General features: G+C 69.5%; 15 protein-coding genes. 2 read left to right on the forward strand and 13 right to left on the reverse strand.

The genetic code is table 11. The annotated features are described in order from the left end of the window. Nucleotides 1–179 precede the first annotated feature (179 nt). The 10 genes from OG905_RS03120 to OG905_RS03165 all read right to left on the reverse strand — a co-directional run bounded on the left by OG905_RS03120 (nucleotide 180) and on the right by OG905_RS03165 (nucleotide 15,637). The gene (locus tag OG905_RS03120; RefSeq protein ID WP_328666040.1) at nucleotides 180–773 is read right to left on the reverse strand and encodes a sarcosine oxidase subunit gamma; all 594 of its coding nucleotides are present in this window, start codon (nucleotides 771–773) and stop codon (nucleotides 180–182) included. Next, a complete protein-coding gene (locus tag OG905_RS03125) occupies nucleotides 766–3,987 on the reverse strand; it encodes a sarcosine oxidase subunit delta family protein (protein WP_328666041.1) in 3,222 nt (1,073 codons plus the stop codon). Before OG905_RS03125 ends, OG905_RS03120 begins: the two co-directional genes overlap by 8 nt. Nucleotides 3,988–3,999: 12 nt before the next feature. Continuing rightward, on the reverse strand, nucleotides 4,000–5,232 hold the full coding sequence (locus OG905_RS03130; protein ID WP_328666042.1) for a sarcosine oxidase subunit beta family protein: 1,233 nt from the start codon (nucleotides 5,230–5,232) through the stop codon (nucleotides 4,000–4,002). Beyond that, nucleotides 5,229–6,506, reverse strand: a complete 1,278-nt coding sequence (gene glyA / locus OG905_RS03135; RefSeq protein WP_328666043.1) for a serine hydroxymethyltransferase — start codon at nucleotides 6,504–6,506, stop codon at nucleotides 5,229–5,231. Before glyA ends, OG905_RS03130 begins: the two co-directional genes overlap by 4 nt. After that, entirely contained in the window at nucleotides 6,503–7,354 is an 852-nt protein-coding gene (locus OG905_RS03140; RefSeq protein ID WP_328666044.1) for a bifunctional methylenetetrahydrofolate dehydrogenase/methenyltetrahydrofolate cyclohydrolase, read from the reverse strand. Before OG905_RS03140 ends, glyA begins: the two co-directional genes overlap by 4 nt. Nucleotides 7,355–7,381: 27 nt before the next feature. Next, nucleotides 7,382–9,820 (reverse strand): GcvT family protein, encoded by a 2,439-nt coding sequence (locus tag OG905_RS03145; RefSeq protein WP_328666045.1) that lies wholly within the window; start codon nucleotides 9,818–9,820, stop codon nucleotides 7,382–7,384. Between the two features lie 198 nt (nucleotides 9,821–10,018). Beyond that, the gene (locus OG905_RS03150; protein ID WP_328666046.1) at nucleotides 10,019–11,020 is read right to left on the reverse strand and encodes an ABC transporter substrate-binding protein; all 1,002 of its coding nucleotides are present in this window, start codon (nucleotides 11,018–11,020) and stop codon (nucleotides 10,019–10,021) included. A gap of 47 nt (nucleotides 11,021–11,067) precedes the next feature. Further along, nucleotides 11,068–13,059, reverse strand: coding sequence for an ABC transporter permease subunit (locus OG905_RS03155; protein ID WP_328666047.1), 1,992 nt, complete (start codon nucleotides 13,057–13,059; stop codon nucleotides 11,068–11,070). Next, complete coding sequence (locus OG905_RS03160; protein ID WP_328666048.1) at nucleotides 13,059–14,147, reverse strand: quaternary amine ABC transporter ATP-binding protein; 1,089 nt, start codon at nucleotides 14,145–14,147, stop codon at nucleotides 13,059–13,061. The genes OG905_RS03155 and OG905_RS03160 overlap by 1 nt, the downstream gene beginning before the upstream one ends. Nucleotides 14,148–14,167: 20 nt before the next feature. Next, complete coding sequence (locus OG905_RS03165; protein WP_328666049.1) at nucleotides 14,168–15,637, reverse strand: aldehyde dehydrogenase family protein; 1,470 nt, start codon at nucleotides 15,635–15,637, stop codon at nucleotides 14,168–14,170. A 219-nt stretch (nucleotides 15,638–15,856) separates the two neighbouring features. Between OG905_RS03165 and purU the strand changes: the two genes are divergently transcribed. Continuing rightward, nucleotides 15,857–16,729, forward strand: coding sequence for a formyltetrahydrofolate deformylase (gene purU / locus OG905_RS03170; protein ID WP_328666050.1), 873 nt, complete (start codon nucleotides 15,857–15,859; stop codon nucleotides 16,727–16,729). Nucleotides 16,730–17,116: 387 nt separating this feature from the next. On the opposite strand, the gene OG905_RS03175 is transcribed toward purU, so the two are convergent. Next, nucleotides 17,117–17,950 (reverse strand): 5,10-methylenetetrahydrofolate reductase, encoded by an 834-nt coding sequence (locus OG905_RS03175; protein ID WP_328666051.1) that lies wholly within the window; start codon nucleotides 17,948–17,950, stop codon nucleotides 17,117–17,119. Then, a complete protein-coding gene (betA, locus tag OG905_RS03180; protein ID WP_328666052.1) occupies nucleotides 17,947–19,608 on the reverse strand; it encodes a choline dehydrogenase in 1,662 nt (553 codons plus the stop codon). Before betA ends, OG905_RS03175 begins: the two co-directional genes overlap by 4 nt. 143 nt (nucleotides 19,609–19,751) lie before the next feature. On the opposite strand from betA, the gene OG905_RS03185 reads away from it, so the two are divergent. Further along, on the forward strand, nucleotides 19,752–20,549 hold the full coding sequence (locus OG905_RS03185) for an IclR family transcriptional regulator (protein ID WP_328666053.1): 798 nt from the start codon (nucleotides 19,752–19,754) through the stop codon (nucleotides 20,547–20,549). A 2-nt stretch (nucleotides 20,550–20,551) separates the two neighbouring features. Here OG905_RS03185 and OG905_RS03190 read toward each other — a convergent pair whose 3' ends face one another. Beyond that, nucleotides 20,552–21,682 (reverse strand): aromatic ring-hydroxylating oxygenase subunit alpha, encoded by a 1,131-nt coding sequence (locus OG905_RS03190; protein ID WP_328666054.1) that lies wholly within the window; start codon nucleotides 21,680–21,682, stop codon nucleotides 20,552–20,554. Nucleotides 21,683–21,779 lie beyond the last annotated feature (97 nt).

Consider the following 21,779-nt stretch of genomic DNA (forward strand, 5'->3'; position numbering starts at 1 on the left):
CCCGCCGAAGGCAGGGGGAGAGCCGACGCGGAGCGTCGGCGACTGACGCAACGCAGCATGGGGGCACCTCCCGTGCCCGAAGGGCTACGGGGGTGGGGGCCCCTCCCACGCCGAAGGCTGTGGGGGAGCGTGCCAGGGCACGCGAACCCGGCAAGATCGGCCGGACAGGACCTTAAGCGTCAGACGTACTCCGACGCCGCGTCCAGCAGCCAGTCCGCCAGATACCCGGCGAAGGACGAACGGACCAGCAGCCAGAACCCCGCCCTCGGCTCGTCCCGTGCCACGAGCACGACCTGCGCGCGAGCCAGGGTGGTCTGGGCGCAGCGGCCCGGGCCGAGGGCACGCGGGTGCAGGTCCAGTGGGCAGCCGTGGGCCAGCAGGTCGCGGGCACGGGGGCCGGTGACGAGCAGGGTGGTGCGCTGGGCGGAGACGTCCGTGACCGCTGCCGGCTCGTCGCCCGCCGCCGCCCGGATCTGGTTCTCCAGACCCGGCCCGCTGCCGGGCGGGGCGACGACGAGCCATTCGTCGGGGCCGAGCCACAGTACATGGAGGTCACCGGCGCGTACGACGGTGTTGGGTTCGAGGGGCAGTTGGAGGCCCAGGGCCACTCCGACGGCGTCGGCTGCCGGGCCCTTGGCCTCGAGCCGGATGGTGAGCTGGGCGAGGAAGGGAAGTTCGGCCAGGCGCACGTCGCCGCCCGAGGCGCGGGTGACGGCGGCGAAGCGGCCGGCGGCGTGTGCCAGGGGGCTGTGGCGGATTGCGGTGTCAGCCATCGCGGCGGGCTCCCTCGGGGTCGTAGAGGACGGGACTTGCGACGGTCACCGGGACCAGACGGTCGCCGACCGGCGCGTACAGCCGCTCGCCGATGCGGTCCCGGCCGCCCTTGATCAGGGCGAGCGCGAAGGTCCGGCCGAGCGCCGCGCTGTGGTAGCTGGAGGTGACGTGGCCGAGCATGGGCACCGGAGGCGCGGGCAGCACGCTGTCGGCGACCAGATGGGTGCCTTCGGGGAGGAAGGAGTCCGGGTCTTCCGGAAGCAGGCCGACGAGGTGTTTGCGGTCGGGTCGTGTGGTGTCGGCGCGCGCGTGGGAGCGCTTGCCGATGAAGTCGGGCTTCTTCTTGGACACCGCCCAGCTCATACCGAGGTCCTGCGGGGTGACGGTGCCGTCGGTGTCCTGGCCGATGATCGGGTAGCCCTTCTCGGCGCGCAGGACGTGCATGGTCTCGGTGCCGTACGGGGTGATGCCGTACGGGCTCCCGGCCGCGTACAACGCCTCCCACAGCGCGCGGGCGTCCCACGGCGACACGTTGATCTCGTAGGCCAGTTCGCCGGAGAAGCTGATCCGGCAGACCCGGGCGGCGATGTCCGCGACCGTGGACTCGCGCCACGCCATGAAGGGGAAGTCGTCGTTCGCGACGGCCAGTTCGGGGGCGAGGACACCCAGTACCTCGCGGGAGCGGGGGCCGACGAGGGCGACGGTGGCCCACTGTTCGGTGACGGAGGTGCAGTGGACACGCAGTTCGGGCCACTCGGTCTGCAGCCATTCCTCCATCCAGTCCAGGACGGCGGCCGCGTTGCCGGTCGTGGTGGTGACGAGGAAACGGTCCTGGGCGAGGCGGATGACGGTGCCGTCGTCGAAGACCATGCCGTCGAGGCGGCACATGACGCCGTAGCGGATCATGCCGACTTTGAGGGTGCTCATCATGTTGGTGTAGAGCCGGTCGAGAAAGACGGCGGCGTCAGGACCCTGCACGTCGATCTTGCCGAGGGTGGAGGCGTCCATGAAGGCGACGCCCTCACGGGCGGCGCGGCACTCACGGAGCACGGCGGCCTTCATGTCCTCGCCGTCCTGTGGGTAGTACCAGGGCCGCTTCCACTGACCGACGTTCTCGAAGAGCGCGCCATGGCCGACATGCCAGTCGTGCAGGGCGGTCACGCGCACGGGGTCGTGGAGCGCGCCGCGGTCGCGGCCCGCGAGGGTGGCGAAGGAGACGGGGGTGTAGGGAGGGCGGAACGTCGTCGTGCCGAGAGCTGATACGTCCACGCCCAGCAGCTGGGCGACGGTGCCGCTGGCCAGGACGCCGGAAGTCTTGCCCTGGTCGTTGGCGGTGCCGGCGGTGGTGTAGCGCTTGGTGTGCTCGACCGAGCGCATACCGGCGCCGGTCGCGCGGGCGAGGTCGTCGACGGTGACATCACGCTGGAGGTCTACGAAGCGGGGCACGCCTGCGGGACCGGGGACGACGAAGACGTGCATGGGCGGGGACTGCGGTTCGTCCGCCACGGCTGGGAGCTCTGGTGCACCGGTCACGTAGCCCTCGGCCTCGATCGCGCGGGCGCCCGCCGCGGCGCCCTGAGCGAGTACGGCCGACAGATCGAATTCGCCCGCTGCGGAGCCGGCGACCTCGACCGCCTGACGGCAGGTGTCGGGGACGAAGGTGCCGAGGGTGTCGTCGTACCGGAGCTTTCCGCCCGCCTGGCTGAACAGATGCGCGACGGGGTTCCAGCCGCCGGAGACCAGCAGCAGGTCGGCGCTGAACTCGCGGTGCCCCGCTGCCTCTCCGTACGGAGCGACGGTCACCGCCGACAGCCGCCGGTCGCCCTCGGTACCGACCACGGCATGCCCGGCCAGCACCTCGATCCCGGCGTCCTGGGCGCGGCGCGCCCACTCCCCCGGTTCGGGGCGGGTGTCGACGACGGCCGCGATCTCCACACCCGCCACCGCCAGGTCGAGCGCGGCCGCGTAGGCGCTGTCGTTGGTGGTGAAGACGACGGCGCGGCGGCCGGGCAGGACGCCGTAGCGGTTGGCATACGTGCGGGCCGAGGCTGCCAGCATGACGCCGGGGCGGTCGTTGTCGGCGAAGGCCAGCGAGCGCTCGTGGGCTCCGGTGGCCAGGACGACCCGGCGGGCGCGGATGCGCCAGACACGCTCGCGGGAGACGTTCTCGGGGGCTGCGCCGCCGAGGTGGTTGGTCCGGCGTTCGACGGCGAGGAGGTGGTTGTCGTCGTAGTGGCCGAAGACGGTGGTGCGGCGCAGGATGCGGGTTTCCGGTGCGGCTTCGAGCAGCGCCTCAATCTCGGCTGCCCACGTGGTGAGTTGGCCTGTGCCGAGGAGACTGCCGCCCGGCTCGGGCTGGTCGTCGGCGAGGATGACGCGCGCGCCGCTGCGGGCGGCGGCGGACGCGGCCGCGAGTCCGGCCGGGCCTGCGCCGACGACCAGCAGGTCGCAGTGGGCATGGACCGCGTCGTAGCGTGCGGGGTCGGGCTCGGTGGCGAGCCGTCCCTGCCCGGGGAGGCTGCTCGCGACGAGGCCGTCGTACAACTCCACCGCCGTCGCGGGCAGCATGGGCTCGGGGAACGGCTCCTCGATCTGGACGACCGCGTTGGGCTCCTCGACTCCGGCGGAGAAGATGCCGCGGGGGCGGCCGAGTTTGATGCTGGTGCCGGTCTGGATGACGCCGTTGGCGAGGAGGGCGGAGGCGAGGGTGTCGCCGCGGAGGCCCTCGTACGGGGTGCCGTCGAAGACGAACCTCAGCGGTTCGTCGCGGTGGACGTGGCCGCCGGTGGTGGGGAGCCGGAACGGTTGAAGGCGCGCGTCCGTGGCGGGCGACGGGGCTGTCGCCCCGGACCCCAGCGGTTTCGTCGCCGACCGCGGGCCGGTGGGTGGGTTGTGCCCACCCGTTCCGCCCTGCGGAACGCCTGCCCACAACCTGGTGGAGCCCGCCGGGCGCGGCTCTCCCGCACGGTAGACCGCCAGGATCTCGTTCGTCGCCGTGTCACGGACCGCGTTGAACCAGCGGCGGCATCCCGACGCGTGGGTCCACCGCTCCGCGAACGGGCCCTTGGGATTGTCGCGGAAGAACAGGTAGCGGGCCCACTCCGGATCGGTCAGGGCGGCGGAGTCCTCGGGATACGGCACGTGTGCCTGGCCGCCGTAGTGGAACTCGGCCTCGTCGCGGGGCCCGCACCAGGGGCATGGGATGAGCAGCATCGATTCGGCTCCCTAGTGGGCCACCGCGGCCGCGCCGTGCTCGTCCACGAGCGCGCCGGTGGTGAATCGGTCGAGCGAGAAGGGGGCGTTGAGGTGGTGAGGGGTGTCATGGGCGATGGTGTGGGCATAGACCCAGCCGACGCCCGGGGTGGCCTTGAAGCCGCCCGTGCCCCAGCCGCAGTTGAGGTAGAGGTTGTCCACCGGACTGAGCCCCACGATGGGCGAGGCGTCGGGGCTGACGTCGACGATGCCGCCCCAGGTACGCAGCACATGGGCGCGGGCGAAGACCGGGAAGAGTTCCAGGGCTGCTGCCATCTGATGCTCGATGATGTGGAAGGCGCCGCGCTGTGTGTAGGCGTTGTACGCGTCGATGCCCGCGCCCATCACCAGTTCGCCCTTGTGGGCCTGGCTGACGTACACATGCACCGCGTTGGACATCACGACCGTGGGGTGCACCGGCTCAAGGAGCTCGGAGACCAGCGCCTGCAGCGGATGGCTCTGCAGCGGCAGCTCGAAGCCCGCCATGGCGGCGAGCACCGAGGTGTGACCGGCCGAGCAGAGCGCCACCTTGCCCGCGGCGATCGGGCCGAGCGTCGTCTGTACGCCGGTGACCCGACCGCCCTGGATGTCGATGCCGGTGACTTCGCAGTTCTGGATGATGTCGATACCGGCGGCGTCGGCGGAGCGCGCGAGCCCCCAGGCGACGTGGTCGTGCTTGGCGATGCCGGCCCTCGGCTGGTAAGTGCCGCCCATCACCGGATATCGCACGTCGGGCGAGATGTTGACGATGGGGCAGACGTCCTTGACCTGCTGCGGGTCGAGCCACTCGGCATCGACGCCGTTGAGCCGGTTGGCCTCGACGCGGCGCACGCTGTCGCGGACGTCCTGCAGGCTGTGGGCGAGGTTCAGCACACCGCGCTGGGAGAAGAGGATCGGGTAGTCGAGTTCGTCCGCCAGCCCTTCCCACAGTTTGAGAGCGTGCTCGTAGATTCCGGCGCTCTCGTCCCACAGGTAGTTGGAACGGATGATGGTGGTGTTGCGGGCCATGTTGCCGCCCGCGAGCCAGCCCTTCTCCAGTACGGCCACCTTGGTGATGCCGTGGTTCTTCGCCAGGTAGTGGGCGGTCGCGAGACCGTGTCCGCCGCCGCCCACGATCACCACGTCGTACGACCGCTTCGGCTCGGGCGTGCGCCACAGCCAGTCGGGGTGCTCGGGGAGGTCGGCGCCCGGGGTGCGGGGGCTCATCGGGCGCCTCCTGAAAGGTGCGGGTACAGCGGGTGCTTGGCGGCCAGCGCTTCCGTACGGGCGCGAAGCGCCGCGACATCGGGGGCGGGCTGGAGGGCGAGCGCGATCACGTCGGCGACCTCTGCGAAGTCCTCTTCGGTGAAGCCGCGGGTGGCCAGTGCCGGGGTGCCGATACGCAGGCCCGATGTGACCATGGGCGGGCGGGGGTCGAAGGGGACGGCGTTGCGGTTGACGGTGATGCCGATCTCGTGAAGCCGGTCCTCGGCCTGCTTTCCGTCCAGCTCCGATTCCCTGAGGTCGACCAGGACCAGGTGGACGTCGGTGCCGCCGGTCAGCACGCTGACTCCGGCAGCGGCCGCGTCCGGCTTGGTGAGCCGCTCGGCAAGGATGTGGGCGCCGGCCAGCGTGCGGGCCTGTCGTTCGGCGAACTCCGGCGATGCGGCGAGCTTGAACGACACCGCCTTCGCAGCGATGACATGCTCCAGCGGTCCGCCCTGCATACCGGGGAACACCGCCGAGTTGATCTTCTTGGCGAGGTCGGCCTCATTGGTGAGAATGACGCCGCCGCGCGGGCCGCCGAGTGTCTTGTGGGTGGTCGTGGTGGTGATGTGGGCGTGCGGTACCGGATTGGGGTGCAGACCGGCGGCCACGAGGCCCGCGAAGTGGGCCATGTCGACCATCAGATACGCGCCCACCTCGTCGGCGATCCGCCTGAAGGCCTCGAAGTCCAGCTGCCGGGGATACGCCGACCAGCCCGCGATGATCATCTTGGGGTTGTGTTCCTTGGCGAGGCGCTCCACCTCGTCCATGTCGACCAGGTTGTCGGTCCGGTCCACGTGGTAGGGCACGACATTGAGCATCTTGCCGCTGTAGTTGATGCGCATGCCGTGGGTGAGGTGCCCGCCGTGCGCGAGATCGAGGCCGAGGACGGTGTCACCGGGCTTCAGCAGGCCGAAGAAGACCGCGGTGTTGGCCTGGGCGCCCGAGTGCGGCTGCACATTGGCGAATCCGGCGCCGAAGAGGGACTTCACGCGTTCGACGGCCAGCCGCTCGGTCACGTCGACGTGTTCGCAGCCGCCGTAGTAGCGGCGGCCCGGGTAGCCCTCGGCGTACTTGTTCGTCAGGACCGAACCCTGGGCCTCCATGACCGCCGAGGGGGCGAAGTTCTCCGACGCGATCATTTCGAGGGTGGACTGCTGGCGGTCCAGCTCCGCGGAGACTGCGGCATGGACCTCGGGGTCCAGCTCGGCGAGCGGCGCGTTCAGCGGGTTCATGCGGCGTTCCTCTCGGCGGCTTCAACGACATTGGCGAGCAGCATCGCCCGCGTCATGGGACCTACGCCGCCCGGCATGGGCGCGACCCATCCTGCGACCCTGGCGGCATCGGGGTGCACGTCGCCGATCAGCCCCTTGTCGGTGCGGGTGATGCCGACGTCGAGGACGACGGCGCCGGGCCGGAGCATGTCGGGGGTGATCAGTCCGGGCGATCCGGCAGCGGCGATGACGATGTCCGCCTCGCGCACATGCCAGGCGAGTCCCTTGGTCCCGGTGTGGCACAGGGTCACGGTGGCGTTCTCGGACCTGCGCGTGAGCAGCAGCCCGATCGGCCGCCCGACGGTGATGCCTCGCCCGATGACGCACACCCGCGCTCCGGCGAGGGGGACGTCGTGGCGGCGCAGGAGCTCCACGATGCCGCGTGGGGTGCAGGGCAGGGGGGCCTCGACGCCGAGCGCGAGGCGGCCGAGGCTGACGGGGTGCAGGCCGTCGGCGTCCTTGGCCGGGTCCATGCGCTGCAGTACGGCGTTGGCGTCGAGGCCGCGCGGCAGCGGCAGTTGGACGATGTAGCCGGTGCAGCCGGGGTCGGCGTTGAGCTCGTCGATGACGGCCTCGACCCGTTCCTGCGTGGCGTCGGCGGGCAGTTCGCGCCGTATGGAGGCGACGCCGATCTGCGCGCAGTCGCGGTGCTTGCCGGCGACGTACGCGTTGCTGCCGGGGTCGTCGCCGACCAGTACGGTGCCGAGGCCCGGTGTGATTCCCCGCGCGGCCAGCTTGACCACGCGCTCGGCGAGTTCGGTGCGGATCGCGGCGGCGGTACGGCGTCCGTCGAGGACCTTTGCGCTCACGGTGCTCCTCTTCCTACAGCTGGGGGCTCAGCCGCGAAGGCGGGACATGGACGGGTCGAACAGCGGCTCGTCGGCGACGACCGCTTCCACGCGCCGGTCGAAGTAGCCGATCTGCACGGCGGTGCCGGTCGTGGCGAGTTCGGCGGGCAGCCACGCGTAGGCGATGCCCTTGCCGATCGTGTAGCCGTACGCGGCACTGGTGACGTAGCCGACGGGGCGCTCGCCGTCGTACACCGGCTCCTTGCCCATGACCACGGCCCGCGGATCGTCGATGGTCAGACAGGTCAGGCGGCGCCGTACATCCGCCTTGCGCCGCTCCAGCGCGGCCTTGCCGATGAAGTCACCCTTGTCGAGCTTCACGGCGAAGCCGACCCCCGCCTCGTACGGGTCGTGCTCATAGGTCATGTCGGTGCCGAAGGAGCGGTACCCCTTCTCCAGCCTGAGGCTGTTGAAGGCGCCGCGGCCGGCGGCGATGCCGCCGAGGGGCTGGGCGGCCTGCCACAGGGTGTCCCACAGCTTCTGGCCCATGTCGGCGGTGGTGTACAGCTCCCAGCCGCGTTCGCCGACGTACGAAAGGCGCATCGCCGTGACGGGGACGGAGCCGATGTGGGCGCGCTTGGCGCGGAAGTACTTCAGACCTTCGTTGGAGAAGTCCGAGTCGGCTAGCGGCTGGAGGACCTCGCGGGCCAGCGGGCCCCACAGGCCGATGCAGCAGGTGCCTGCGGTGATGTCGCGCACCTGGACCGAGCCGTCCGCCGGCAGGTGACGGCCGAACCAGTCGAGGTCCAGGTTGCCGTTGGCGCCGACCTGGAAGTGGTCGCGGCCGAGGCGGGCGACGGTGACGTCGCTGCGGATGCCGCCGTCTTCGTCCAGGAGCAGGGTGTACGTCACCGACCCGACCGACTTGTCGACGTTGCCGGTGGACAGCCGCTGGAGGAAGGCGGCCGCGCCGCGTCCGGTGACGTCCAGGCGCTTGAGCGCCGTCATGTCGTACATCGCGACGGTCTCGCGGGTGGTCTGGGCCTCGGCGCCGACGATGGGCGACCAGTAGCGCGCCGCCCAGTCGTTGGGGGTCGGGATGGAACGGCCTGCGACGAGCGGGGCGTTGGCTTCGTACCACTGGGGCCGCTCCCAGCCGGTGGCCTCCAGGAAGAAGGCGCCGAGTTCCTGCTGGCGGGCGTAGAAGGGGCTGGTGCGCAGGGGCCGTGGGGCGCCTGCGGGCTGGAGGGGGTGGAGGATGTCGTAGACCTCGACGAAGTTCTGGCAGTCACGGGCCAGGACGTACTCCGGAGAGAGCTGGTGCGGCTCGAAGCGGTTGACGTCGCACTCGTGCAGATCGAAGGACGAGCAGTGGCCGTCCACGAGCCATTCGGCCACCGCGCGGGCGACGCCGGCGGAGTGGGTGACCCATACGGCCTCGGCGACCCAGAAGCCCTTGACGTCGGGTGATTCGCCGAGCAGCGGCAGTCCGTCGGTGGTGAAGGAGAAGAGGCCGTTGATGCCCTCTTCGATCTTGGCGTCGCGCGTCGCGGGCAGCAGGGCCTGAGTCTCGGCCCAGGCGTCCGCGAAGTCGTCCTCGGTGAACTTCAGGACGGAGGGCATCTGCTCGGCCTCGTCGACCGAGGCGATGTCTTCCGCGTCGACAGGCATCGGCCGGTGGCCGTAGTAGCCGATGCCGATGCGGTCGAAGCGGTCGCGGTAGTACAGGTCCGCGTCCTGGTGGCGCAGGATCGGCCGGACGGCTTCCTCGGTCTGGCCCTCCAGCGCGGGAACGGGGCCTGTCCAGGCGAGCTGGTGGGCGAGCGGGGTCAGCGGCAGGTTCATGCCGACCATGCGGGCGATCTTCGGGCCCCAGATGCCGGCACAGCACACGACGATGTCGGCGGGGATCTCACCCTGGTCGGTGACGACCGTGCTGACCTGGCCCTCGCTGTGCACGACGTCGAGGACTTCGTGGCGGGCGAGGAAGCGTACGCCGCGCTCGGTGGCCCGCCGGATCTGGGCCTCGACGGCGAGCACCGCCTTGGCCAGGCCGTCGGTGGGGACCAGGAGGCCGCCGAGGACGCGCTCGGGGTCCACCAGCGGGTGCAGTTCGATGCACGCCTCGGGGCTCAGCAGCCGGGACTCGATGCCCCAGGCGGTGATCCAGCCGTGGCGGCGGTGCAATTCGGTCAGCCGCTCGGGGGTGGTGGCCACCTCGAGTCCCCCGACCTGGAGGAAGCAGGGCTGCCCGTCGACGTCCAGGCTGCAGAACTTCTCGACGGTGTAGCGGGCGAGCTCGGTCATGGTCTTCGAGGAGTTCGTCTGGAAGACCAGCCCCGGCGCATGGGACGAGGACCCGCCGGTGGCGGGCAGGGGCCCCTGGTCGACGACCGTGATGTCGGTCCAGCCCGCGAAGGACAGTTCGTCGGCGAGCGCCGCTCCCACGACGCCCGCTCCGATGATGACCACTCGGGGTCCCGCCATCGCCGCACCTCCGCCTTTAAGCGTTTGAGTTGCTGTCAGCGCAACATGCTTCAGGTTGCGCAACTCACGATGCCGGTCACCGAGGAGGGTGTCAAGGGGCCTTCACGGCCGTAACCGGGGCAAAAAAACAGCCGTGCCCGGCGGGCTGTCACGGCAGCCCGCCGGGCACGGTCAGCGCTTCCCGGACCCTCTTGTGGATCAGCCCTTCTTGAGCCAGAAATCAACCTTGTCGCGGTTGGCGTCAACCCACTTCTTGGCCGCCGCCTCCGGCGTCATCTTGTCCTCGGCGATGTACTTGGCCACGAGGTTCTGGTCGGAGTTGGTCCAGGTGAATTTCTTGACAAGGTCATAGGCAGGACTGCCCGAATCGGCGAACTTCTTGCTGACGATCTTGTCCAGCTCGTACTCGGGATAGTCGCAGGCGACCTTGGCCGCGTCCGCGTCGCAGCCCGCCTTGTACGGCGGCAGATTCACCTTCGCGAGCTCGACCTCCGACAGGAACCACTGCGGCGCGTAGAAGTAGCCGATCACCCAGCTCTTCTTGGCCTCGGCCTGCCTGAACGCCTGGATCAGCGCCGCCTCGCTGCCGCCGTAGACGACCTTGTAGTCAAGTTTCAGATTCTTCACCAGTGCGGCGTCATTCGTGACGAACGACGGATCGCCGTCGAGGAACTGGCCCTTGGCGCCCGACTCGGAGGTCTTGAAATTGGCGGCGTACTTATTGAGGTTCTTCCAGTCGGTGATGTCCGGGTGCTCCTTGGCCAGCCACGGCGGCACGAACCAGCCGATGACACCCTTGTTGCCGGTCGCGCCGGCCGCCACGGCGGTCTTCTGGTCGGTGATGTACTTCTTCTTCAGGTCGTCGTGGCCCCAGTTCTCGACAACGGCGTCCACCTCACCGGTGCCGAAGCCCTGCCAGGCGACCTCTTCCTTGAGGTCCTTCTTGGTCACCTGACACTTGAGGTCGTTCTCGGCGACATACGCGATGACCGCCGCATTGGCCTCGTAGCCGACCCATGGGTTGACCGCGAGGTTGAACGTGCCGCACTTGCCGGCGCCGCCCCCCGCCTTGTCCGACCCCGACTCGCCGACCTTGGCGCCGCCGCAGGCGGCGAGTGTGGTCAGGCTCAGCGCCGCCAGCCCGGCCACCGCTGCCCTGCGTCTCGCGGGCCGCGACTGCGTAATGAGGTTCCCGATCATGTACTGCCTCCTGTGCTGTTTCCAGTGGCCGCTGAGGTGTGGCCGGACTAGCGAGCGCCGGGCGCTCTCGTCGTGCGCCGTGCCGCTGCCTGGGATATCCGGTCGAACATGACCCCGAGCAGAACGATGGCGAGGCCCGCCGCGAGGCCCTTGCCGTACAACTGGCCCTGGGAGAAACCGGCTACGACGTCGTAGCCCAGGGCACCCGCACCGACGAGACCGCCCACGACCACCATGGACAGGACATAGATCAGCCCCTGGTTGGTCGCGAGTGTCAGAGCGCTGCGTGACATGGGGAGCTGGACCTTGGTGATGATCTGCCAGGTACTGGAACCCGCCGCCGTGGCGGCCTCCACCGTGGTTTCCGGCACCGCCCGCACACCGTCCGCGATGATCTTGATCGTCACGGGGGCGGCGAAGACCACGGCGGCGATGATCGCCGTGAAACGCGTGGCCCCGAACAGCGCCAGGAACGGCACCAGATACACGAACGAGGGCATGGTCTGGCCCGCGTCGAGACTGGGTCTGATCAGCCGGTCGACCAGCGCACTGCGGCCCATCCAGACACCGACCACGACGCCGAGCAGCATCACGATCAAAGTCGCCACCGCCGTGGAGGCCAGCGTCGTCATGCTGTCCGACCACACCCCGGTCCCGACGAGCAGGGCCACGCAGACCACCGCCGTCGCACCCGCGCGCCACCCGCCGAGCACGGCGCCGACGGCCACGACGACCATGCCCACCAGCCACCAGGGCGATTCGGTGAGCAGCGTCTCGAAGGGGTTGAGCAACGTGGTGGTGATCAGGTCCCTGAATCCGTTGGTCAGTCCGCCGAAGGTGTCCTGCGTCCACAGCGTGACCGAGTCCGCCGAGCGGGCGATCGCGCTTCCGACCCCGGCGTCGCCGGGGAACTGGGCTGCCCACACATAGGTGTGGGACAGCCACACGCACACTGCGGCCACTGCGCCGCCGGCCAGCAGGAGGGGGCGGCGCCACTTCGTGAAGCGGCCTGCTCCGCGCCTCCTGGCGGTCTCTACGCGGTCGCCTGCCGCGGTCGTGACCCGGTCCAGCACGATCGCCATGACGACGATGGCGAGCCCGGCGTTGAAGGCGACGCCGACGTCGAGGGTCTGCAGTGCCTTGACGACGGTCTTGCCGAGGCCGGGCGCGTCGATCAGGGCCGCGATCGTGACCATGGACAGGGCCGCCATGATGGTCTGGTTCACGCCCATGACGACGGTCCGCTTGGACATGGGCAGCAGCACCTTGGTGAGCGTCTGGCGCCGGGTGGATCCCAGCGACTCGGCGGCCTCGACCGTGGTGGCGGGCACCGAGCGGATGGCGTGCGCGGTGATGCGGATGGCGGGAGGCGCCGCGTAGATGAGCGTGGCGATCGTCGCGGATGCCGGGCCGATGAGGAAGAACAGCGTCAGTGGAGCCAGATAGACGAACGTGGGCATCGTCTGCATGAAGTCCAGGAACGGCGTGATGGCGCGGTTCACCCGGTCGGAGAGCCCGGCCCAGATGCCGAGCGGGATCCCGATGAGCAGGGAGACGAACACCGCCGACAGGGTCAGGGCGAGGGTGTCCATGCTCTCCTGCCACAGTCCCTGCAGCCCGAGGAAGACGAACCCGGCCACGGCCAGGGCCGCGACGCGGATGTTGCCGAAGGCCCACGAGACATAACCGGCGAGGGCGACGACACCCAGCCAGCCGATGACGGGGACTGGACGCCCGGCGCCCGGCTGGGAGATCAGCGACTGGATGAAGGTCACGAGATTGTCGATGACCAGCCGGATCTCGTTGAAGAAGTAGAGGAAGAGCGGGTTGCTGTTGCGGTTGGCACCGATGCTGTCGTTGACCGAGTTGAACCAGCGGTGCAGGTCGGTCAGATCAGCCGCCGCGAGGTTGAGTGTCTGCCGCCCGCGCAGGGCGGCGAACAGCACCAGCCAGGCGATCAGGATCGCGGCCACCACCACGCGGCGGCTGACCCTGCGTACGGACGCGACCGGCGCGGCCGTCTTGGTGATGACGGCCATCACGCGCCGCCTTCCTGCCCCGCCACGACCGCGAGAATCTCCTCGTCGCCGACGATGCCCAGTAGCTTGCCGTCCTGGACGACCTTGACCGGCCTGTCGGCGGCGAGCACCGCCCGCGTCGCCTCGCGCACGACGACGTCCGGGCCCAACTCCGGGCCGTCGAGGGCGTCGCCTGGCTCGGGGGCCCGCATGATCCAGCGCAGGGTGAGGACTTCGGCGCGGGACACGTCCTTGACGAACTCGCGCACATAGTCGTCGGCGGGCGCACCGACCAGTTCGTCACCCGTGCCGCACTGGACCATCTTGCCGTCGCGCATGATGAGGATGCGGTCGCCGAGCTTGAGCGCCTCGGACAGGTCGTGGGTGATGAAGACCATCGTCTTGCCGACCTCGTGGTGCAGACGGATGACCTCGTTCTGCATGTCGCGGCGGATCAACGGGTCGAGTGCGGAGAACGGCTCGTCGAAGAAGAGCACGTCCGGGTCGCCGGCGAGCGCCCGGGCGAGACCGACGCGCTGCTGCATGCCGCCGGACAGCTGGTCGGGGTAGGAGTGCTCGTATCCGGACAGGCCGACCAGTTCGACGACCTCCAGCGCACGCTTGATGCGCTCGGCCTTGCCCATGCCGCGGATCTCCAGGCCGTACGACACGTTGTCGACGACCCTGCGGTGCGGCAGCAGCCCGAAGTGCTGGAAGACCATGGAGAACTTGCGGCGCCGAAGCTCACGCAGCCGCCTGCTGTCCGCGCCGCGGATGTCCTCGCCCTCGAAGTTGACCTCGCCCGCGGTGGGTTCGATCAGCCGGGTGAGACATCGCACCAGCGTGGACTTGCCGGAGCCGGACAGACCCATCACGACGAAAACCTCGCCGGGCGACACGTCGAAGTTCACATCCCGGACGGCGGCGGTGCATCCGGTGCGGTCCATGAGCTCGCGGCGCGTGAGCCCGCACAGCTCCTCGGAATCCGGCACCTGGTCGGCCTTGGGCCCGAACACCTTCCACAGCCCGCGCACGGAGATGACCGGGGCTGCGTCCTGGTACTGGGACGTGCCGCGCCGCTGCGGCAGTTCAGTCTGCGTTGGGGTCACGATCGACCTCTCTTCGGCGTTCAGCCGCGGAACCAGTGCTGCGGCCGGGGTTGGATGTTCTGCCAGATGTGCTTGGGCTCGCGGTATTCCTCCAGGCCTGTCGGGCCCAGTTCGCGGCCCACGCCCGAGTGCCCGAAGCCACCCCACTCCGCCTGGGGCACATAGGGGTGGTAGTCGTTGATCCACACGGTGCCGTGGCGCAGCCGCCGCGCGACGCGCTGGGCCTTGCCGGCGTCCTGCGTCCATACGGCTCCGGCGAGTCCGTACTCGGTGTCATTGGCGATGCGTACGGCGTCGTCCTCGTCGCTGAAGCGCTCGACGGTCAGTACGGGTCCGAATGACTCCTCGTGCACCACGCGCATGTCCTGGCGGCACTCGTCGAGCACGGTCGGCGGGTAGTAGTGGCCGCCTCCGAGCGCGGGGTCCGCCGGGCGGCTGCCGCCGCAGCGCAGTACGGCGCCCTCGGCAAGGCCCGCGGCGACATAGGCCTCGACCTTCTCGCGGTGCTGCGCGGAGATCAGCGGTCCCGTGTCGGCCTGGGGATCGAAGGGTCCGCCCAGCCGGATGCCTCCGGCGCGGCGCACGACCTCGTCGACGAAGGCGTCGTGGAGGGAGTCTTCTACGATGAGCCGGGCGCCGGCCGAGCAGACCTGCCCCGAATGCAGGAAGACGGCCGTGAGGGCGAAGTCCACCGCGGTCTCGAAGTCGGCGTCGGCGAAGACGACATTGGGGTTCTTGCCGCCCAGTTCGAGAGCGACCTTCTTCACGGTCGCGGCGGCCGTGGCCATGATCCTCCGGCCGGTGTCCAGGCCCCCGGTGAAGGAGATCATGTCGACGGCCGGGTCTTCGGCCAGCGGTGCGCCCACCTCGGGGCCGGAGCCGAGCACGAGGTTGGCCGCGCCGGGCGGCAGACCGGCCTCCTCAAGTGCCCGCATCAGCAGGATGGTTGTCGAGGGGGTGAGCTCACTCGGCTTCACCACGATCGTGTTGCCTGCCAGCAGGGCGGGGGCGACCTTCCACGACGCCTGGAGCAGTGGGTAGTTCCAGGGGGTGATCAGCCCGCACACACCGACCGGCTCGTACGTGACGCGGCTGACGGCGTCGTCGCGTCCGGTGTCGATCACCCGGCCGGCGCTGGTGCCCGCGATCCCGCCGTAGTAGCGGAAGCAGGCGACCACATCGGCGATGTCGTACTCGCTCTCCACCAGCCGTTTGCCGGTGTCGAGCGATTCGGCCCGGGCGAACTCCTTGACGTCGCGCTCGATCAGATCGGCGGTCCGCAGCAGCAGCGCGCCGCGCTCGCGTTCGGGGGTCCGCGGCCAGGGGCCCTGGTCGAAAGCCCGGCGAGCCGCTGCGATCGCGGCCTCGCTGTCGGCTCGCGTCCCTTCGGACACGACCGCCGCAAGCGTGCCATCTGCGGGGCAGAGAATCTCCCGGCGACCACCGGCCACCGCGTCGCGCCATTCTCCGTCCAGATACAGGTCTGCCACGAGCGGAGCCCTTCGACCGAAGTTCGTTGCGCATCATGCACTGCATTGCTTGTGGTGGAACACCCTGGCCGAACGCGTGACCCACGTCAAGGGGGCGAGACAGGCCGATTCCTCCCCGAGACACAGTTGGCCCGACTCTCTTGACCGCGGCCCACGAGGGGCTGACCATGTTGCGTATCACTCACCGCGTTGTGCAATACGCACCAACGGAGGCCGCGTATGTCCCCTCGACCGCAACCAGGCCGCGAATACGTCCTCACCCTCTCGTGCCCGGACCAGGCCGGACTGGTGCATGCCGTGAGCGGCTACCTGGTCAGGAACTCCGGCAACATCCTGGAGAGCCAGCAGTTCGACGACCGGCTCCAGGACCGTTTCTTCATGAGGGTCCACTTCGATGTGTCGGACCCCGACACCGACGTGAAACATCTGCGTGACCGATTCGGCCCCGTGGCCGAGGCGTACCGGATCTCGTGGACCCTGCGGGACGCCTCGACCCCGACCCGCACGCTGATCATGGTGTCGAAGTTCGGCCACTGCCTGAACGACCTGCTCTTCCGCCGGCGCACCGGCGCACTCAACATCGAAATCCCGGCCATCGTCTCCAACCACGAGGAGTTCGAGGAGCTGGCCGGGACCTATGGCATCCCCTTCCACCACATCCCGGTGACCAAGGAAACCAAGGCCGATGCCGAGGCACGCCTTCTGGAACTCGTGCGCGAGCTGGACATCGACCTGGTGGTGCTCGCCCGCTACATGCAGATCCTCTCGGACGACCTGTGCAAGCAGCTCGAGGGCCGCGCCATCAACATCCACCACTCCTTCCTGCCCAGTTTCAAGGGCGCACGCCCGTACGGGCAGGCGTACGACCGCGGCGTGAAGCTGGTCGGCGCCACGGCGCACTATGTGACCCCCGACCTGGACGAGGGACAGATCATCGAGCAGGACGTGGTCCGTGTGGATCACTCCCTCGATCCGGACGAACTGGTCACGGTGGGACGGGACGTGGAGGCGCAGGTGCTGGCGCACGCGGTGAAGTGGCACACCGAGAGCCGGGTCATGGTGGACGGGAGCCGGACGGTGGTCTTCCGCTGAGCGGTACGGGGTGCGCCTGCGGCGGGCTTGTTCCCCACCCCGCCCCTTCCCGTAACTGGGGGCAAGCCCCCAGACCCCCGACGGGGCTTCGCCCCGGACCCCCTATGCGACCTTCGGCCGCATGTCCTCAAGCGCCGGACGGGCTGAATATGCGACCCGGCCGCACACCCAGCCCCGTGGGGGTCCCCCGGACGAAGTCTGGGGGAGCTTGAGGCGCAGGGGTCCGGGGCGGAGCCCCGGGGCGGACGGGACGAAACTCAGCCCCGCCGGCGTTTGAGGCGCGGGGGTCCGGGGCGGAGCCCACGCACGGGGTCTGGGGCGGAGCCCCAGTTACGGGATGGGGTACCTCCCACGGCCGCCAGGCCGTAAGGGAGGGCGGGGAGGGGCTTAACACCCCTCCAGGCGGTCAAGCATCGCCCGCCGCCAGCGCTCCGTCTCGGCGATCTGGTTGAACGTGAACAGGTGCAACCCCGCCACCGCCGCCGAGGGCGCGGTCAGCGCCGGCGCACTGCGCCGTAGTAGCCGCTCCGGCGCATAGCCGCCCGGCGCCGCGAAGCGCACGAACCAGGAGGCGTGCCGGGCCAGGAAGCGCGTCGACTCCCCCACACCGATCTTCGCCGCCATCGCCAGCAGCTTCGTACGTTCCACGGGCCCTGCCACGCCCACGTGCACCGGCAGCGTGACATCGCGCCGCCGCACCCGCGCCACCCACTCCCCGAGCACCCGCGAGTCGAAGCACATGTTGCTGACGATGTACGTCGCATGGGCGTGCTTGTCCCACATCGCCTGGATGGTGATGTCGTCGTCGATGAGCGGATGACTCTGCGGGTAGCCGGTGATGCCGACCCTGGCGAAGGGGCTGCCCAGCTCGGCGAGGTGCCTCAGCAGGGGCAGCGCGCCGTCGTACGGGCCGGCCGGCGGATCGGCGTCCCCGGCAGGTACGAAGACATCGTCAACGCCCGCCTCGCGCAGCCGGTGGACGACCTCCGCCACATGGGCGCCGTCCCGCAGCAGCCGCGCGGGCACATGCGGCACCGCGCGGTAGCCGTGCGCCGCCAGCCGGGTGGCAAGGTCGAGGGTCGGCTCAAGACCCTTGACCGGCGACGCGGTGACCGTGACCACCACGTCGCGCGGCACATGGGCGAGCACCTTGTCCTGCGTCGCCTTTGCGGGGAGCACCTCGTAGCGGACACGGTGCAGCAGCGGGCGGAGCGCGGTCATCTCGCGGCGTCGCGGTGCCGGTAGTAGGCGGCCTTCGACGGCGGCAGGGGGTCCTTGCCGAGGATGAGGTCGGCGGCCTTCTCGGCGATCATCATCACCGGCGCGTAGATGTTGCCGTTGGTGACGTAGGGCATCACCGAGGCGTCCACGACGCGCAGTCCTTCAAGGCCGTGCACACGCAGGCTGGCGGGGTCGACGACGGCCATCTCGTCGGTGCCCATCTTGCAGGTGCAGGAGGGGTGCAGGGCCGTCTCGCCCTCCTTCGCGACCCAGGCGAGGATCTCCTCCTCGCTCTCGACGGACGGTCCCGGCGAGATCTCTCCGCCGTTGTACGGGGCGAGCGCGGGCTGGTTGAGGAGCTTGCGGGTCACCCGGATCGCCTCGACCCACTCGCGGCGGTCCTGTTCGGTGGACAGGTAGTTGAAGCGCAGGGCCGGGTGCTCGCGCGGGTCCTTGCTCTTGATCTTCACGGAGCCGAGGGCGTCGGAGTACATGGGGCCGACGTGCACCTGGTAGCCGTGGCCGCCCGACGGCGAGGAGCCGTCGTAGCGGACCGCGACGGGCAGGAAGTGGAACATCAGGTTGGGGTAGTCGACGTCCTCGTTGCTGCGGGCGAAGCCGCCGGCCTCGAAGTGGTTGGTCGCGGCCGGGCCCTTGCGGAAGAGCCACTGCAGACCGATGAACGGGGCGCGCCACTTGGCCATGTACGGCTGCATGGAGACCGGCTGCTTGCAGGCGTACTGGATGTAGACCTCCAGGTGGTCCTGCATGTTCTCGCCGACCCCGGGCAGGTCGTGTACGACGTCGATGCCGAGCGCGCTCAGTTCGCCGGCGTTCCCGACGCCGGAGAGCTGCAGCAGCTGCGGGGAGTTGATCGCGCCGCCGCAGAGGATGACCTCGCGGGCGCGGACCTGCTGGGGCTTGCCCCGGCCACGCCGGTACTCGACGCCGACGGCACGCTTGCCCTCGAAGAGCACGCGAGTGACCAGGGCACGGGTCTTGACGTCAAGGTTCGGCCGCCTCCGCACGGGCTTGAGGTACGCCTTCGAGGCCGACAGACGGCGCCCGCGGTGGACGTTGCGGTCGAAGGGGGCGAAGCCTTCCTGCCGGTAGCCGTTGACGTCGTCGGTGCGGGGGTAGCCGGCTTCCTGGGTGGCCTCGAGAAAGGCGGGGAAGAGCGGACTGGAGGCCGGGCCGCGTTCGAGGACGAGGGGGCCGTCGTGGCCGCGGAACTCGTCGTCGGGGTCGGCCGCCAGACAGTTCTCCATGCGCTGGAAGTACGGCAGACAGTGCGCGTAGTCCCAGGTCTCCATGCCCGCATCGGCCGCCCACCGCTCGTAGTCCATGGGGTTGCCGCGCTGGAAGATCATGCCGTTGATGCTGCTGGAACCGCCGAGCACCTTGCCGCGGGCGTGGTAGACGCGGCGGCCGCCCATGTGGGGCTCGGGCTCGGACTCGTACTTCCAGTCGTAGAAGCGGCTGCCGATCGGGTAGGTCAGCGCCGCGGGCATGTGGATGAACACATCCCAGGGGTAGTCGGGCCGGCCGGCCTCCAGCACCAGCACGCGGTTGCCCGGGTCGGCGGAGAGCCGGTTCGCCAGTGCACTGCCGGCCGATCCGCCGCCGACGATGACGAAGTCGTACTGCTGGGGAGCCATGGCTGCCTCGTCTCGGTCGCGCCGTTCGATACGCCGGGCATGCTAGTACGAGTAGCGCGATACGCACCAGGTTGCGAGCAACGCAACTTGATTGTCGTGCACCCTTTCGCACGATCGTTGTTTACTGCGCGTATAGTTTCGCTGTGAGCAACTACAGTCCAGATACCGAAACGACCGGTTCGCAGCCCGGTGGCGTCCAGTCCGTCGACCGCGCCATCAGCGTGCTGGAAATCCTTGCCCAACAAGGTGAAGCGGGCGTCAGTGACGTGGCGGCCGAGATCGACGTCCACAAATCCACGGCATTCCGCCTGCTCGGGGCGCTGGAGTCGCGCGGTCTGGTGGAGCAGGCCGGCGAGCGCGGCAAATACCGCCTCGGCTTCGGCATCGTGCGCCTGGCCGGTGCGGTCACCGGCCGCATCGACATCACACAGCAGGGCCGCCCGGTCTGCGAGCGCCTCGCGGAGGAGATCGGCGAGACCGTCAACATCGCGGTCATGCAGGAGCACTATGCGATCAACCTCTTCCAGGTGCGCGGCCCCGCGGCCGTCGCGGCGCACAACTGGGTCGGCCAGCTGACCCCGCTGCACGCCACCTCGAGCGGCAAGATCCTGCTGGCCCACATGCCCGCCAAGGAGCGCAACGAGCTGCTGGCGCAGACGGGTCTGAAGAAGGTGACCCCGCGCACCATCACCGCGAAGACGAAGCTCGAGAAGAACCTCGCCGATGCCCGCGAACACGGCTACTCCTGGACGCTGGAGGAGCTCGAGCTCGGACTGCACGCCATGGCCGCGCCGATCCGCTCCCGTGACGGAGAGGTCATCGCGGCGCTGAGTGCGTCCGGGCCCTCGTACCGGTTCACGGACGAGCGCATGCGCGAGCTCGCTCCGTTGCTGATCCAGGGCGCGAACGAGATCAGTAACCGCATGGGCTACCTGGGCTGACCCTAGGGCTGCCCGGTGCCGAGGCGCTCGTGGATCCAGTCGTGGAAGGCACCGATGTGGTGCTCACTGGGTACGAGTACGCCGCCCTTGGCGTACAGGCGTGAGCTCATCGCGGGCTGGCAGCGCTCGCAGGCGTCGAAGTCCTGCCGGTTGACCCGGTCGAAGAGCTCCACGGACCGGCTCACATCCCTGCCGCTGTCCACCACGTCCTTGAGGTAGAGCCAGTCGCACTCGACGATCGTGCGGTCGACGGCGACCGGGTACATCCGGTGGAAGATCACATGGTCGGGGACGAGATTGATGAACACCTGCGGTCTGACGGTGATCGCGTAGTAGCGGCGGTCCTGGTCCTCGGAGACACCGGGGATACGGTCCAGGCCTTCGGAGCCGTCCACGGTGAAGCCCTTGATCTCGGCCCCGAATTCGGCGCCGTGGCCGACGTAGTACTGCGCGGCATAGCCGTCGGCGAACTCCGGCAGCACCTCGGTGAGTTCCGGGTGGATCGTGGCGCAGTGGTAGCACTCCATGAAGTTCTCGATGATGAGCTTCCAGTTCGCCTTCACGTCGTAGACGATCCGCCTGCCGACTTCGAGGCTGTCCATGTCGTAGCGCTCGATCGACTCCACGTCACCGAGCCGGGCCACGACCTCTGCGACGACCTGTTCCTCGAAGGAGGGCGGGGTCTCCGCCAGACAGACCCAGACATAGCCCAGCCACTCGCGAGTGGCCACACTCGCCAGGCCGTATTCGGTACGGCCGACGTCGGGCATCTTCGTGAGGTTGGGCGCGGCGACGAGTTTGCCCGTCAGGTCGTAGGTCCACGCGTGATAAGGGCACTGGAAGGCGCGCTTGACCTCGCCGGACTCCTCCGTGCAGAGCTTGGCGCCGCGGTGCCGGCAGACATTGAAGAAGGCGCGGACGGAGTTGTCGCGGGCTCGGGTAAGGAGGATGCTCTCGCGGCCGACGTCGACGGTCCGGAAGGCACCGGGCCCTGCCAGGTCGGAGGAGCGCGCGGCGCAGAACCACATCGCCTCGAAGATGTGCTCCTGCTCCTGGGCGAAGATCCCGGGATCGGTGTAGTAGGAGCCGGGGAGGGTGGCGATCAGGCTGTCCGGCAGGCTGGTCGAGGTCACTGGGCACTCCTCGCGGGTGACATCGTCGGTGGGTCGTCGCGCCGGGACGGGGAAGTCCGGGCGCCGCTGTGCGGTGGGCAATGAACGGCGTGCTGAG

This window comes from Streptomyces sp. NBC_00322 (genome assembly GCF_036147535.1).
In the GTDB taxonomy this organism is placed as follows: Bacteria; Actinomycetota; Actinomycetes; order Streptomycetales; family Streptomycetaceae; genus Streptomyces.